This is a genomic window from Kribbella sp. NPDC020701, assembly GCF_055562215.1.
In genome coordinates this window covers 214,131-228,527 of the sequence record NZ_JBVHFT010000008.1, presented here as the reverse complement: position 1 = coordinate 228,527, position 14,397 = coordinate 214,131, and the positions used below count along the sequence as shown (strand labels likewise).

Annotated in this window: 15 protein-coding genes; 6 read left to right on the top strand and 9 right to left on the bottom strand. The window is 68.7% G+C overall.

Translation table 11 applies throughout. The annotated features are described in order from the left end of the window. Positions 1 to 78 precede the first annotated feature (78 nt). The 7 genes from ACZ3HV_RS21060 to ACZ3HV_RS21030 form a co-directional block, all read right to left on the bottom strand. Positions 79 to 585 (bottom strand): YkvA family protein, encoded by a 507-nt coding sequence (locus tag ACZ3HV_RS21060; RefSeq protein ID WP_465686667.1) that lies wholly within the window; start codon positions 583 to 585, stop codon positions 79 to 81. Positions 586 to 624: 39 nt separating this feature from the next. Next, a complete protein-coding gene (locus ACZ3HV_RS21055) occupies positions 625 to 1,314 on the bottom strand; it encodes a neutral zinc metallopeptidase (RefSeq protein WP_465686666.1) in 690 nt (229 codons plus the stop codon). 108 nt (positions 1,315 to 1,422) lie between these two features. After that, positions 1,423 to 2,364, bottom strand: coding sequence for a S1C family serine protease (locus ACZ3HV_RS21050; RefSeq protein WP_465686665.1), 942 nt, complete (start codon positions 2,362 to 2,364; stop codon positions 1,423 to 1,425). 18 nt (positions 2,365 to 2,382) lie between these two features. Beyond that, entirely contained in the window at positions 2,383 to 3,321 is a 939-nt protein-coding gene (locus tag ACZ3HV_RS21045) for a VWA domain-containing protein (RefSeq protein WP_360381236.1), read from the bottom strand. After that, complete coding sequence (locus tag ACZ3HV_RS21040; protein WP_465686664.1) at positions 3,318 to 4,256, bottom strand: DUF58 domain-containing protein; 939 nt, start codon at positions 4,254 to 4,256, stop codon at positions 3,318 to 3,320. The genes ACZ3HV_RS21045 and ACZ3HV_RS21040 overlap by 4 nt, the downstream gene beginning before the upstream one ends. Beyond that, positions 4,256 to 5,242: an AAA family ATPase gene (locus ACZ3HV_RS21035; RefSeq protein ID WP_465686663.1), complete on the bottom strand. Its 987-nt coding sequence runs from the start codon at positions 5,240 to 5,242 to the stop codon at positions 4,256 to 4,258. Before ACZ3HV_RS21035 ends, ACZ3HV_RS21040 begins: the two co-directional genes overlap by 1 nt. Continuing rightward, a complete protein-coding gene (locus ACZ3HV_RS21030) occupies positions 5,239 to 5,490 on the bottom strand; it encodes a hypothetical protein (RefSeq protein WP_465686662.1) in 252 nt (83 codons plus the stop codon). Before ACZ3HV_RS21030 ends, ACZ3HV_RS21035 begins: the two co-directional genes overlap by 4 nt. Before the next feature lie 124 nt (positions 5,491 to 5,614). On the opposite strand from ACZ3HV_RS21030, the gene ACZ3HV_RS21025 reads away from it, so the two are divergent. Both ACZ3HV_RS21025 and ACZ3HV_RS21020 read left to right on the top strand, forming a co-directional pair. Next, on the top strand, positions 5,615 to 6,307 hold the full coding sequence (locus tag ACZ3HV_RS21025) for a response regulator transcription factor (protein WP_360363263.1): 693 nt from the start codon (positions 5,615 to 5,617) through the stop codon (positions 6,305 to 6,307). Then, the gene (locus ACZ3HV_RS21020) at positions 6,304 to 7,563 is read left to right on the top strand and encodes a sensor histidine kinase (protein ID WP_465686661.1); all 1,260 of its coding nucleotides are present in this window, start codon (positions 6,304 to 6,306) and stop codon (positions 7,561 to 7,563) included. The genes ACZ3HV_RS21025 and ACZ3HV_RS21020 overlap by 4 nt, the downstream gene beginning before the upstream one ends. An 85-nt stretch (positions 7,564 to 7,648) precedes the next feature. Here ACZ3HV_RS21020 and ACZ3HV_RS21015 read toward each other — a convergent pair whose 3' ends face one another. Further along, complete coding sequence (locus ACZ3HV_RS21015) at positions 7,649 to 8,437, bottom strand: phosphotransferase (protein ID WP_465686660.1); 789 nt, start codon at positions 8,435 to 8,437, stop codon at positions 7,649 to 7,651. Positions 8,438 to 8,443: 6 nt separating this feature from the next. Then, positions 8,444 to 9,397: a sugar-binding transcriptional regulator gene (locus tag ACZ3HV_RS21010; RefSeq protein WP_465686659.1), complete on the bottom strand. Its 954-nt coding sequence runs from the start codon at positions 9,395 to 9,397 to the stop codon at positions 8,444 to 8,446. Between the two features lie 94 nt (positions 9,398 to 9,491). Here ACZ3HV_RS21010 and ACZ3HV_RS21005 point away from each other — a divergent pair, with 94 nt between their 5' ends. The 4 genes from ACZ3HV_RS21005 to ACZ3HV_RS20990 all read left to right on the top strand — a co-directional run bounded on the left by ACZ3HV_RS21005 (position 9,492) and on the right by ACZ3HV_RS20990 (position 14,390). Continuing rightward, entirely contained in the window at positions 9,492 to 10,976 is a 1,485-nt protein-coding gene (locus ACZ3HV_RS21005; RefSeq protein ID WP_465686658.1) for an ABC transporter substrate-binding protein, read from the top strand. An 86-nt stretch (positions 10,977 to 11,062) separates the two neighbouring features. Further along, complete coding sequence (locus tag ACZ3HV_RS21000; protein WP_465686657.1) at positions 11,063 to 12,043, top strand: carbohydrate ABC transporter permease; 981 nt, start codon at positions 11,063 to 11,065, stop codon at positions 12,041 to 12,043. After that, a complete protein-coding gene (locus tag ACZ3HV_RS20995; RefSeq protein WP_465686656.1) occupies positions 12,040 to 12,924 on the top strand; it encodes a carbohydrate ABC transporter permease in 885 nt (294 codons plus the stop codon). The genes ACZ3HV_RS21000 and ACZ3HV_RS20995 overlap by 4 nt, the downstream gene beginning before the upstream one ends. Positions 12,925 to 12,929: 5 nt before the next feature. Further along, positions 12,930 to 14,390, top strand: a complete 1,461-nt coding sequence (locus ACZ3HV_RS20990; protein WP_465686655.1) for a mannitol dehydrogenase family protein — start codon at positions 12,930 to 12,932, stop codon at positions 14,388 to 14,390. Positions 14,391 to 14,397 lie beyond the last annotated feature (7 nt).

The following is a 14,397-nucleotide window of genomic DNA, read 5'->3' as shown; positions in this document are numbered from 1 at the left end:
GGCTCGTCGAGCCCGTGGCGTCGACGGATCCGCTGCAGTCGTTCGCCTACGAGCACCCCGAGGAGGCCGCGGCCGACATCACCGACTGGCTCCGCCGCTACCGAAATCCCGAGGACCCGGCAGACCTTCCCGCTGACGTTCGCGTTCCTTGTGGAGATAGAGACCCGTCGCCGTCGACACGCTCGTGAGCAGCCAGACCAGCACGCCGGCATCGTCGGTCACACCGATGATCGGCAGCAGGTCCGGGAGGATGTCGATCGGCGAGATCAGGTAGACGATCGCGAGCACCCAGAGGAACGTCCGGTTCTTCGGCAGGTCGGCGTACGTCCCCTGCCGGACGTCTCGCAGCAGCCGGGGCAGCGCCCGGGCCCGTTGGAAGATGTCCCCCTCCGGCACCGGTTCGCCCCGCGCGATCTTCTTCCGCCGCGCCCGCCGCCGCCAGACCACTCCCAGGGCGCCGATCCCGAGGCCCAGCACCAGCAGGCCTCCGCCGACCCCGGCGGCCGGCAGCCCGGCAACATCCCCGTCCCGGAACACCAGGGTCAGAATCCCGATCAGCCCCAGCACTCCACCGAAGTACACCATCCTCCAACTGTAGGGCGCACGGCCTGAACGCGCCGGGTATCACGGAATGCAGGCGGTGACTCCGCCGGTGGCGCCAGTACTGAACGCCTGCGTCCGCTGCTGCACGTTGCCGTGATCTCGCTCCGTCGTCCAGGGGTAATCATCCGCGACCGCCGCGAGCGTCTGAGCGAGCTCTTCGGCGTCGCCAGGTTCGAAGGTGAGCACTCCGTCGTCGGCCGCACCCTGCAGCGCGGCTCCGGCGAAACAGTCCGCCTGAAGCTCCGCCTGCACCGAGACCAGGTCGGAGTTCAGCCGTGCCTGGATGGCGTGTCCCCACTCGTGGGCGATGATCAGATAGACCCAGGCATCACCGATCTGGTTGTAACCGGCCGCCATCAGGTTCTCGTCCCAGGCGAGGAAGTCGCCCGGGTGGCAGTAGAACGCGTTGAAGGCCACGGACGGCTCGCCGCCGCACGAAGGTCCGTCGGTGCCGACGTACGCACCGGCGACGCGCGGCGCGACATACGGCTCGTCGAGGATTTCGGCCGAGTGCCGTCGCCAGAATCCGTCCACCGCGTCGACCGCCGCTCGCTCGTCCTCGGTCATCGCCCCGCGATCGACCTCGTCGAGCGACGCGGGTGTGGTCGGCGCGGGCGTGGTCTGCACGGGCGCGGGCTCTTCGGCGGTCGGGGTCGTGATCTGGCAACCCACGGCGGCCGGTACCAGGAGCAGCCATGCGAACCTGCGCATCCCCATCTCGCCCTCCGGGTTTGGTCGAGCCGTTACCGGCCCACTGTGCTGGCCATCCGGCGCCCCGGCGTCACCCGCGCAGGACGAGATGTCCGATCCCGGCGGCTGTCAGTCCAACAGGTCCTCGACGATCGTGGTCATCCGGTCGACCGGGATGGCGAAGCCGATGCCGATGTTGCCGGAGCGGGAGGTGCCGAGGGTCGCGATCGCGGTGTTGACGCCGACGACCTGACCGGCGGCGTTGACGAGCGGGCCGCCGGAGTTGCCGGGGTTGATGGCGGCGTCGGTCTGGATCGCCGACTGCCGGGTGCCGTTGTCGCCGAAGCGGGCCTGGCGGTCGACCGCGCTGACGATGCCGGCGGTCACCGTCCCTTCCAGCCCGAGCGGTGACCCGACGGCCAGCACCGGGTCACCGACCCGCAACTGTGCGGACCGGCCGAGCGTGAGCGCACGCAGTCCCTCGGTGTCGGCTGCCGGGACCTGGAGTACGGCGAGGTCGTTGTTCTCGTCGGATCCGATGACATCCGCGTCGACGGTACGTCCGTTCGACAGGACCAGGGATACATCGCTCGCTCCTTCCACCACGTGCGCGTTCGTGACTACGTGCCCCTGTTGGTCGATCGCGAACCCCGACCCGGTCGCGCGCCCGGCCCGCACCGACACCACGCCCGGCAACACACTCGCCGCCGCAGCCGAGATCGACCCTTCCGCCGCCGCCGGCGGAGCCCCCACCTGCGGCAACTCCACCCCGGACTGCGGATCCCGTGAACCGGTCACCGCGCCGGCCAGCCCACCCGCGACGATGGCCAAAGCAAGCGTGCCGACGACAAGGCCACCGCGGCGCCCCGGCTTCGCCGGGGTGGGAGGGAAGGGAGGGGCCGTCACCCCGGCCGGAGGTGCCGCCGCCGGAGAGGGGGGAGCCGAAGCGGCAACCGGGGTGACGGGGAAGGTGGGCGGAGGGGTCGCCGGCGAGCCGGACGACGGCGAAGCCGGGGGCGGGCCGGGGACGTAATCCGGGCCGCGGAACGGGTTTCCGAGGTGAGGGCTCATGGCTGGCTCCTTCACGGCTTACGGGAGGCGGGAGAACCAGAGGAGGGAGGCGAGGGCGGCCAGGAGGGCTGCGGCCAGGGCTATGCCGGCGACCAGGTTGGTGATCTCGCGCGGTTCGGTGGTCCAGCCGATGGAGGACTGCAGATCGGAGTACACGTCGCGTAGTTGCTCGTCACTCTCGGCGGCGTAGAAGGACCCGCTGGTCGCGTCGGCGAGGCCTTGCAGCGCCTCGGTATCGGCGGGGACCGGGATGGTCCGGCCCTCGAGGTTCACGGTGCCCTGCGGCGTCCCGTACGCGATCGTCGACACCGGTACGCCGGCCTGCTCCGCCGCCTGAGCCGCCTCGTCGATCGGCCGCCCGGCCGTGTTGCCGCCATCGGACAGCAGCACGATCCGGCTCGGCGGCGGGTCGTCCGGATCGATCGTCCGGACCGCCTGCAGGCTCGTCATGACGGCCTCCCCGATCGCGGTGCTGTCACTCAGCTCCAGCCGGTTGATCGCGTCCACGGTCGCCTGGTGGTTCGTACTCGGCGCCGCGACCACCGTCGCGGTCCGGGCGAACGACACCAGCCCGACGTTGAACTTCGCCGGCAGGTCCTGGACGAACTCCACCGCCGCCTGCTTGGCGACCTCGAACCGGTTCGGCGCCACGTCGGTCGCCGCCATCGAGTTGGACACATCCATCGCGACGAGCACGGTCGCGCGCTCCCGCGGGACCCGGATGTCCGCGACCGGCCGCGCGATCGCGATCGTCAGCACGGTCAGTGCCGCGAGGAAGGCCACGGCCGGCGCGTGCCGGCGCCAGCCGGGCCGCGTAGGGGCGACCTTCTCCAACATCGGGAGGGTCGCGAAACGTACGGCGTACTTGGTCCGCCGGCGCTGGGCGATCAGGTACGCCGCGACCAGTGCGGCGACCAGCACCAGCAGCCAGAGCCACAGTGGTTGCTCGAATCTCATCGGATACCGGTCCTCCCGGTCGGGTGCCGCCGGGTGCCGGCCCGCCGGCGGGCGGTGGCGAAGGCGGCGACGTCACGGACCCAGTCGGTGTCGGTGCGCAGTACGAGATGCGCGGCACCGGCGGCCCGGATCGCCTGATTGGTCTGTTCACGGTGCGCGGTCATCGCCTCGGCGTACCGGCGCCGCAGCTTCTTGCCGGCGGTCTGGACTTCGCGCCGCCGGCCGGTCTCCGGATCGACCAGCGTGAGCAGGCCGACCTCGGGCAGTTCGAGCTCGCGCGGGTCCAGCACCTCGACCGCGATCACCTCGTGCCGCGCCGCCAGCCGGCGCAGCGGTTCCGCCCAGCCGTCCTCATGGAAGTCGGACACGACGACCCGCAGCCCGGGGCGGGGATGCTCACGGTTCAGCCGGGTGATCGCGGCGCCGAGGTCGGTCCGCGGATACTCGCCCGGACTTGCCCTAGGCAACGACAGCAAGGTCCGCAACGACCGCCGGAGCTGCACAGCGCCGCCGGCGGCCGGAAGCCGGCGCAGCTCGTTGCCTAACGCAACGCGTACGCCGAGCCGGTTGCCGGGGCGATCGGCCAGCAGCCCGACCGCCCCGACCACGGCGATGGCGAGATCCCGCTTCTCGCTGAGCGCGGTGCCGAAGTCCATACTCGCGGACGCGTCGAGCAGCGCCCAGGTCTCCAGCTCACGCTCGGCCAACGGCGCCCGTACGTGCGGTTCCAGTGAGCGGGCGGTGACGTTCCAGTCCATCCGTCGTACGTCGTCCTGGCCCGCCTGGTACGGCCTCGCCTCGTTGGGCTCGGTGCCGGGACCGCTGCGCAGGCCGGTGATCTCGCCGTGCAGGAACCCTTCCAGCTTGCGCTTCACCGACAACTCCAGCGCACGCAACGCCCGCTCGCGACCGGCCAGCAGATCAGGACCGCTCATCACGCCGCGGAGCCCTGCGCGTCGTCGGCCGGAACCACGTGGGGTTGTTCGATGGTGTGCAGGATCCGGGCGACCACCGCGCGCGGGTCGACCCCGTCGGCGAGCGCATCGAACGTCAGCACCAGCCGGTGTGACACCACGTCGAGGGCGACGTCGTACACATCGGCCGGCAGGACGTAGTCCCGACCGCGCAGCAAGGCCAGCGCCCGCCCGGCCGCGACCAGGCCGAGCGTGGCCCGCGGGCTCGCGCCGAACTCCAGTACGCCGGCCAGATCGTCAATCCCGTACTGCGCCGGCACCCGGGTCGCATGCACCAGGCGTACGACGTACTCCGCCACGGCGTTGTGGACGAAGACGTCGTCCGTTGCCTCCTGCAACTGTGCGACCTGCTCCGGACTGAGTACGGCGTTGGCGTGCGGCCGGTGCGCGCTCATCCGTTGCAGGATGGTCAGCTCCTCGAGCGGGCTCGGGTAGTCGACCGTGATCTTCAGCAGGAACCGATCCCGCTGCGCTTCGGGCAGCGCGTAGACGCCGTCGGACTCGATCGGGTTCTGCGTCGCGAGGACGAGGAAGGGCTCGGGCAACTGGTAGGTGGTGCCGCCGATGCTGACCTGGTGCTCGGCCATCGCCTCCAGCAAGGCGGACTGCACCTTGGCGGGTGCGCGGTTGATCTCGTCCGCGAGCACCAGGTTGGCGAAGATCGGGCCGAGCTCGGTGTCGAACCCCTCGGCCGACGGCCGCCAGATCCTGGTGCCGGTGATGTCGCCGGGCACCAGGTCGGGCGTGAACTGCAGCCGTGCGAACTTCCCGCCGATCACCTCCGCCAGCGTCCGTACGGCGAGCGTCTTCGCGACACCGGGCACACCTTCGAGCAGACAGTGTCCGCGGGCGAGCAAACCGACCAGCATCCGCTCGACCAGGTGATCCTGGCCGACAACGACCTTCTTCACCTCGAACAACGCATGTTCGAGCGTTGCCGCTGTCATGCGTTCCCGGCCGGGTTCTGCTCAGGCTGGGCCGGCTGCTCGCCCTGGGTGCCCTGGCCCTGACCGCCGTTCTTCTCGGGGCAGTCCTCCCGAGTCCCGTTCTGCTGCTGGGGCGACGGTGTGGTGGCGTCCTCGTCGACGGTGACGTACCCCTGTTCGGGTGCCGGGTCGTTGCCGGCCGCGTAGGCGACCCCACCGGCACCGAGAGCTGCGACGACGACTGCTGTACCGAGGATGAGCTTCTTCATCGGATCTCCTTCGATCGATTGGTGCTCAGCTCATCAAGTGGGTGCGAAAACGACCGGAAAGCAGATCGAAAGTCCGCCGAAAGAGCAGGCCGGATCACGAGGGCCGCTTCGCTACCTTGGTTGCGTGCGACTACTGGTGGTGGAGGACGAGGAAGGCCTGGTCAGCGCGTTGCGCTCCGGACTCGGCCGGGCCGGGTACGCCGTCGACGCGGCGACGACCGGGGCCGAGGCGATGGAGAAGCTCGCGACCACGGCGTACGACCTGGCGATCCTGGACATCACGCTGCCGGACACCAACGGCCTGGACCTGTGCCGCGCGGTCCGGCGGGGCGAGATCGAGGTGGCGTCCGGCCGGGAGCTGCGGGTGCTGATGCTGACCGCCCGTGCCTCCCTCGCCGACCGGGTCCGCGGGCTCGATGAAGGCGCGGACGACTACCTGACCAAGCCGTTCGCACTGGTCGAGCTGCTCGCCCGGATCCGCGCGCTGCTCCGCCGCGACGTGACCAACGGCAGCACGCAGTTGCACGTCGGCGACCTCGTCCTGGACTCGTCCCGCCACCTCGCCACCCGATCCGGTCGCGAGCTCCCGCTGACGTTGAAGGAGTTCGGCGTACTGCGGTATCTGATGTCGCGGCCTGGTCACGTCGTCTCGGCCGAGGAACTGCTCGAGCACGTCTGGGACGAGAACGCCGATCCGTTCACCCAGAGCGTCCGGGTGACCGTCGGCACCCTGCGCCGCAAACTCACCCAGGACGGCGAAGAACCCGTGCTGGAAACCGTCATCGGCCGCGGCTACCGACTCAGAGGTGACGCATGAAACTCAAGCGGCCGCCGTGGACCCAGACGATCCGGTTCCGGCTCACGGTGACGTATTCCGCCGTACTGATCGTGCTCTCGGCGTTGCTGCTCGGCGGGGTGTACCTCGCGCTGTCGCAGATTCTCGACCCGAAGCCGCTGAACCAGATCGAGGTCCAGAAGTACTACAAGGATCCGCAGGGCAATCTCCATCTCAAGCAGGGCCAGGTGATCCAGGCCGCCGAGATCTCCAGCCTCCAGTCCGCGGTGAACTACCAGACCCTGCAGAGCCTGCGGAACTACTCGGCCGCGGGCATGGCCGGTCTGTTCCTGGTCAGCCTCGGCACTGGCTGGTGGTTGTCGGGGCGGGCGCTCCGGCCGGTACGGCGGATCACCGCGACCGCCCAGGAGATCTCGGCGACCGATCTGTCCCGCCGGATCGCGCTGGACGGACCGCGGGACGAACTGCGGAACCTGGCCGACACCGTCGACGACATGCTCGGCCGGCTCGAATCCGCATTCGTGGCGCAACGCCAACTCGTCGACGACGCGTCCCACGAGCTGCGCAACCCGCTGGCAGTCATCCAGGCGAACGTCGACGCCGTACTCGCGCATGACGACACCCCACCGGAGGACCGCGCCCAGGCGACCGCGATCGTGAGCCGCGCGATCCAGCGGATGACGCGGCTGGTCGAGGATCTGCTCGCCTCGGCGCGGCGGTCGTCACCGGCTTTCGTCGACGCGGACGTGGATCTGGCCGCGATCGCGGGCGAAGCGGCCGAGGAGTACGAACTGCTCGCGGCCGATCGCGAGCTGCACGTCGTACGACGTCTCTCCCCCGGACCGACCGCGGCCGGGGACGCGTCGGCGCTGCGGCGCGCGGTCGACAACCTGCTCTCGAACGCGGTCCGGCTGGCCCGCGGTGGCAGCGAACTGGTCCTGGCCGTCGGCAGTCGCAACGGCTGGGCCTGGATCGCGGTCCGCGACGAGGGTCCGGGCATCGCGGCCGACGACGCCGACCGGGTCTTCGACCGCTTCTTCCGCGCGGGCCAACGGCAACATCCCGCGACCGTCCCGTCGACGGGTCAGCGGCGGGCCGGCCTCGGTCTCGCCATCGTCCGCCAGATCGCCGAGTCCCACGGTGGAACCGTCGCCCTCCACTCCGAACTCGGCGTCGGCAGCACCTTCATCCTCTGGCTCCCCGAACGCTCCCTCACCAACACCACCCGCCGCACCCCCACCCCACCCGACGAAGACCCCCTAGGCCCGCGCGCCTGAGTAACGCCAACCCCCCACTTCATCCGCAGGCAGCAGGAGTCGTACTACGACGGCGTCGCCGACGCGGAGCGGGAGATCGCGGCTGTCAGAGCAGAGCCTGACGAAGCGCATCCGCCTGGGTCTTGAACCAGTGGTTGGTTCGGTCGGTGAGTTCGGCTTCGCCGGTGGTCCAGCGTAGGCGGAACCAGGGGTGGCCGGTTTCGGCGCCGCGGCGGACGTAGTCCATGCACCAGACGTGGTTGTGGGCGGCCGCATCGACCAGGCGGCGGCGGTCGGATTCGGTCAGGCCGTACGCGTCCGCGAAACGCCGGAGGCGGGTCACCGTGCGGCCTCGTCGTACGTCGGCGATGTCGGCGTCGGGCCGAAGTGGGGCCCACAGGCGGACCGCGGTGGCGACGTCCCACAGCACCGACCCCGGGCCGGCCAGGTCGAAGTCGATCAGCGCGATCGCGACGCCGTCCCGGAAGACGACGTTGTCGAGGTTCGGATCGTTGTGGCTGATCAGGCCGGACACGTACGCCGACGGCACCGGCTCGGCCCAGTCCAGCCCGGACGGCGTGAAGTCCGCGACCGCCTGGTGGTACGAGCGCAGCAGCACAGCGACACTGTCGAGCGCCTCATCCGTCATCGACCAGGCCGGGTACGGCGCCGTGACCGTCTCCCCGCGCAGATACGACAGCACCTCGCGCCCCTGGGAATCGATGCCCAGGAACGTCGGCGCACCGGTGAATCCAACCCGTTCCAGATGCTGCAGCAGCGCGTGGGTGGCGGTGCTACTGGCGCGCAGCGGCCGGCGGACTGTATCGCCGACCCGCACGACCAACCCGCGGTTCGCGGTACCGCCGAGCAGCGGGGTCTCCACCTGAGAGGGCATCGCCGGTCAGTGTGTCTCGTCGAGGAGCGCCTTCGCCAGGGGTGAGTGGGTAACGATCCCGTTCACCAGGCCGCTGCGCAGCGCGGCCCGGACCGCGTCGACCTTCGCCAGGCCGTACGGAATCGCGATCACCTCGTCGATCTTGTCCATCTGCTCGGCGTTGATCGCGATCACCCGGTCGGTGACCCGGCTCTGCACCGCTTCGCCGGCCGTGTCCACGAACACCCCGGAGATGTCCGCGACCACTCCGCGCTTGAGCAGCTGATCACAGGCCTTCTCGTCCATCGCGTCGTACAGCGTGGACTGACCGGCCGCCCACGACCCGAGGCCGACCACGGCCTTCGTCACCGAGTCGAAGTGGCTGATCGCCTCGGCCACCTCCGGCTGCTGACGCAAGGCACGCGCAGTGGCCGCGTCCGGCACGACCAACGGCGCATAGAACAGGTACGCCGGTCCGCCGGACAAGCGAGCCGTGTGCCGAACGAGCTCGACCGAGTTCGCCTCGACATCCGGCCGGGTCAGCGCGCCCGTCAACTGCACAACGGGAACGGGAGCCAGCGCGGTCAACTGCTCGGTCATCGCCGTGACCGCCCGGGCCCACGCGAGCCCGAGGACGTCCTCGGCCGTGACGATCTCGGAGAGCAGATCCGCGGCCGCCTTGCCGAGCTGGGTGCGCAGCGCGGCCTCGTCCTCTTCGGGAGTGTCCACCACGATCGCCCGCCGCAGACCGAGGGACTCCTGCAGGCGCGCGGAGAGGTCGAGGTCGATGGCGCCCGGATGGCTGATCTCGATCCGCACCAGCCCGCTGCTGCGGGCCTGGTCGAGCAATCGCGCCACCTTGAAGCGGCTCAGCCGGAACTCGTCGGCGATCTCCACCTTCGACCGGCCGTCGACGTAGTACCGCCGCGCGATCGACGCCGTCAGCACGAGCTGTGCCGGTCCGCCCGCAAAGGGCTCCATGGTGCCTCCACGATGTCCAGGCCGCTCATATGAGCACGCCCCCGCCCTAGTGTTGCACAGACTCTTGACAACGCGCTCGGGTGACAGTTGACTCATGGATGAGCAGCGTGATGCTCATCTGAGCGAGGACGAGCGACGGAGCACCATGCCCGAGAAGACGCGCGAGGCCTTCGTGAGAGATCAACATCAGGTGGAGGTAGCTATGCGCAGCAGGTTCACGAAGTCGAGGACGATCGCGCTGGCCCTGCCGGTGGCTGCCGCGCTGGCGCTGGCCGGCTGCGCAGGTGCCGGTGGCGGTGGCGATAGCAGCGGTGGCGGCGGTGGCGGTGACAAGTCCATCAACGTCCTCATGGTCGGCAACCCGCAGATGGTGGACATCCAGAAGCTGACCGCGGACAGTTTCACCAAGGACACCGGCATCAAGGTCAACTACACCGTGCTGCCCGAGAACGAACTGCGTGACAAGGTGACGCAGGATGTTGCGACGGGGGCCGGCCAGTACGACATCGCCACTGTGGGCGCCTACGAGGTGCCGATCTGGGCGAAGAACAACTGGCTGCACGAGCTCGGCTCCTACGCCGACGGCGACAGCAGTTTCGACAAGGCGGATCTGCTCAAGCCGATGGTGCAGTCGCTGTCCGGTCAGGACGGCAAGCTCTACGGTCTGCCGTTCTACGGAGAGTCGTCGTTCCTGATGTACCGCAAGGACATCTTCGCGAGCAAGGGCATCACGATGCCCGAGCGTCCGACCTGGCAGCAGGTCGCCGACATGGCCGCGAAGGTCGACGGCGCGGCGCCGGGCATGAAGGGCATCTGTCTGCGCGGTCTGCCGGGGTGGGGCGAGCTGGGCGCCGCGCTGACCACGGTGGTCAACACCTTCGGTGGCACCTGGTTCACCAAGGACTGGCAGGCACAGGTGAACTCCCCGGAGTTCACCGAGGCGACCAACTTCTACGTCAACCTGCTCAAGGCCCATGGCGAGGCGGGTGCCTCGCAGGCGGGCTTCACCGAGTGCCTGAACGCGATGAGCCAGAGCAAGGTCGCGATGTGGTACGACGCGACGTCGGCCGCCGGGTCGCTCGAGGACCCCAACGTGAGCAAGGTCGCCGGCAAGGTCGGCTACGTCTACGCCCCCGTGAACAAGACCAAGGTGTCGGGGTGGCTGTGGACCTGGGCGTGGGTGATGCCGAAGACCACGAAGAAGGCTGACGACGCCGCGAAGTTCATGCTGTGGGCCTCAGGCAAGGGTTACGAGAAGCTCGCGGGCGAGAAGCTCGGCTGGTCGCGTGTTCCGGCCGGGAAGCGGGCGAGTACGTATGAGATCCCGGAGTACATGAAGGCCTCGGCCGCGTTCGGACAGATGACGCTGAAGTCGATCGAGGAGGTCGATCCGACCAACCCCGGCGTGCAGCCCCGGCCCACGATCGGCATCCAGTTCGTCGACATCCCGGAGTTCCAGGACCTCGGCACCAAGGTGACCCAAGACGTCGCCGCGGCTATCGCCGGACGAGGCACGGTCGAGCAAGCCCTCTCGAAGGGTCAGAAGCTCGCCGAGGACGTGGCAGGCAAACAGAAGTAGACCCGCCCCGGGGCGGACCGCGCCACCCGGTCCGCCCCTAGCCCGGGACCCTGCGTCATCGGTGGGGTCTCGCACCTGGAGGAACCATGACTGCTCTGGCATCACCGGCGGCTACCGCCCCGCCCACGACCCAGCCTCCCACCGCGCGCGACAAGTGGCGTCGTAGGGGTCCGCTGCTTCCCGCGCTGGTCTTCACCATCATCATCACCCAGATCCCGTTCCTGCTGACGATCGCCATCTCGACGCTGCACTGGAACATCCTGCAACCCGGCGAGAAGAACTTCCTGGGGCTGGGCAACTACCAATCGTTCGCCGGTCTGCAGAACTATGCCACCGTCTTCAGCGATGCCAGGCTGCGGAACGCGGTCGTCAACACCGTCGTCCTGACCGCGTCGGTGGTGGTCATCAGTGTGCTGATCGGGCTCGGGCTCGCGATCCTGCTGGACAAGCGGTTCCCGGGACGCGGGCTGGCCAGGACCCTGCTGATCGCACCGTTCCTGGTGATGCCGGTGGCGGCGGCGCTGCTGTGGAAGCACGCGTTGTACAACCCCGACTATGGCCTGTTCAACGGCGTCCTCAACTGGATCTGGCAACTCTTCGGCGCCGAGCAGGGGCCGACGATCGACTACGTGTCGCGCTGGCCGATGCCCTCGGTGATCGCGGCGCTGGTGTGGCAGTGGACGCCGTTCATGATGCTGATCCTGCTGGCCGGGCTCCAGTCACAACCCGGCGACGTGCTCGAGGCCGCCAAGATCGACCGTGCCGGCAGCTTCCAGACGTTCCGTTTCATCACGCTGCCGCACCTTCGGCAATACATCGAGCTGTCCGCCCTGCTCGGCTCGATCTACGTCCTGCAGACGTTCGACGCCATCTACACCATCACCCAGGGTGGGCCCGGTTCCGCCACGACCAACCTGCCGTACGAGATCTACCTGACCACGTTCCGCAAGTACGAGTACGGCGAGTCCGCCGCCGCCGGCGTCGTGACGGTCATCGCCACGATCATCGTGGCCACCTTCGCCCTGCGCACCATCTCGTCGCTGTTCAAGGAGGAGATCTCCCGATGACCACCGTCGTGGACAAGCCCCAGACCAGCACCCCCAGGACCAGCCGGCGCAACCGCCGCCGGGCCGAACCGAACAGATCGGGGTTTCCCTGGTGGGCGCTGGGCACCTGGATCGTCACGTTGATCTTCTTCCTGCCCGTGGCCTGGATGGTGCTCACCTCGTTCCACCACGAGGCCGACGCGGCCACCAACCCGCCGTCCGTGCTCGCCCCGATCACCTTCTCCAACTACGCCGACCTCTTCAACCGTGACATCGCTCCGTACCTGATCAACTCCGCCACCGCCAGCATCGTCTCCACCCTGCTGGTGCTGGTCCTGGCCGTGCCCGCGGCCTACGCGTTGTCCATCAGGCCGATCGAGAAGTGGACCGACGTACTGTTCTTCTTCCTGTCCACCAAATTCCTGCCCCTCATCGCCGCGCTGCTGCCGATCTACCTGATCGTCAAATACCTCGGGATGCTCGACAACATCTACACCCTCGTCATCCTCTACACCTCGATGAACCTGCCCATCGCGGTCTGGATGATGCGCTCCTTCCTCGCCGAAGTGCCCTTCGAGATCCTCGAGGCCGCCCAGGTCGACGGCGCCGGCTTCACCCGCACCCTGGTCTCGATCATCGCCCCCATCACCATGCCCGGCATCGCGGCCACCAGCCTGATCTGCTTCATCTTCAGCTGGAACGAGTTCATGTTCGCCGTGAACCTCACCGCGGTACGCGCCGCAACCTCCCCGATCTTCCTCGTCGGATTCATCTCCAGCCAAGGCCTCTTCCTCGCCAAACTCTGCGCGGCCGCAACCCTCGTATCACTCCCGGTCCTCATCGCAGGCTTCGCGGCCCAGGACAAACTCGTCCGCGGACTGTCGCTCGGAGCGGTAAAGTGACCCAAATGCTCTCCCTGACCACATTAGATGCCCTGAGCAACGAGGTGGATGTCCCGTCCTACGACCGTACGACGGTCCGACCCGGCATCGTGCACTTCGGGGTCGGCGGCTTCCACCGGGCCCACCAGGCGATGTACCTCGACCGGCTGATGACCGACGGCAAGGCGCTGGACTGGGGCATCGTCGGCGTCGGTGTGCTCCCGCAGGACAAACGGATGTACGACGTCCTGAACGCGCAGGATCACCTGTACACACTGGTGATCAAGCACCCGGACGGGACACTCGAGCCGCGGGTGATCGGGTCGATCGTCGGCTACCTGTTCGCGCCGGACGACCCGTCCGCGGTCCTGGACCGGCTCGTCGACCCGGCCACGCGGATCGTGTCGCTGACGATCACCGAGGGCGGCTACAACGTGAACCAGGTGACCGGTGAGCTCGACACCTCCGATCCCGGGCTCACCGCCGATCTCGTACCGGGCGCTGTGCCGGTCAGTGTCTTCGGGTTCATCGTCGAGGCGCTGGCCCGCCGGAGAGCGGCCGGGATTCCGCCGTTCACGGTGATGTCCTGCGACAACATCCCAGGCAACGGTCACGTCGCGCGGAAGATGCTGACGTCGTTCGCCCGGTTGAAGGATCCGTCGCTGGCTTCCTGGATCGCCGAAGCGGTGCGGTTCCCGAACTGCATGGTCGACCGGATCACGCCGGTGACCACGGACACCGACCGGTCCGCGCTGGCCGAGAGGTTCGGCGTCGAGGACGGCTGGCCGGTGGTGTGCGAGCCGTTCACGCAGTGGGTGCTGGAGGACGACTTCGGCGGCGATCGGCCGCCGTACGAGGATGTCGGCGTACAGATCGTCGGCGACGTCGAGCCGTACGAGCTGATGAAGCTGCGGCTGCTGAACGCGAGCCACCAGGCGCTCTGCTACCTCGGGTACCTGGCCGGCTACCGGTACGCGCACGAGGTGTGCCAGGACAAGCTGTTCGTCGACTTCCTGCTCGGCTATATGGACGACGAAGGGGCGCCGACGCTGCCGCCTGTGCCCGGGGTCGACCTGGACCGGTACAAGCACCAGCTGATCGAGAGGTTCGCGAACCCGGAGGTCCGCGACACCCTCGCGCGGCTGTGCGCCGAGAGCTCGGACCGGATCCCGAAGTGGCTGCTGCCGGTGGTCCGCCAGCAACTGGCGGCCGGACGCGAGATCAAGCGCTCGGTCCTGGTCGTCGCGTCCTGGGCCCGGTACGCCGAAGCCGTCGACGAGCAGGGTGAGCCGATCGAGGTGGTCGACCGTCTCCGCGACAAGCTGGTCGAGCGGGCCCAGCACAACCGGGAGGATCCGCTGGTCTTCATCTCCGACCCGGATCTCTTCGGTGACCTCGCCTCCGACGACCAGTTCGTCACGCAGTACAAGGCCGCCCTCCAGTCGCTCCACGAGATCGGCGCCCGAGCCACTCTCGAAGCCCTCTAGTCTGGGA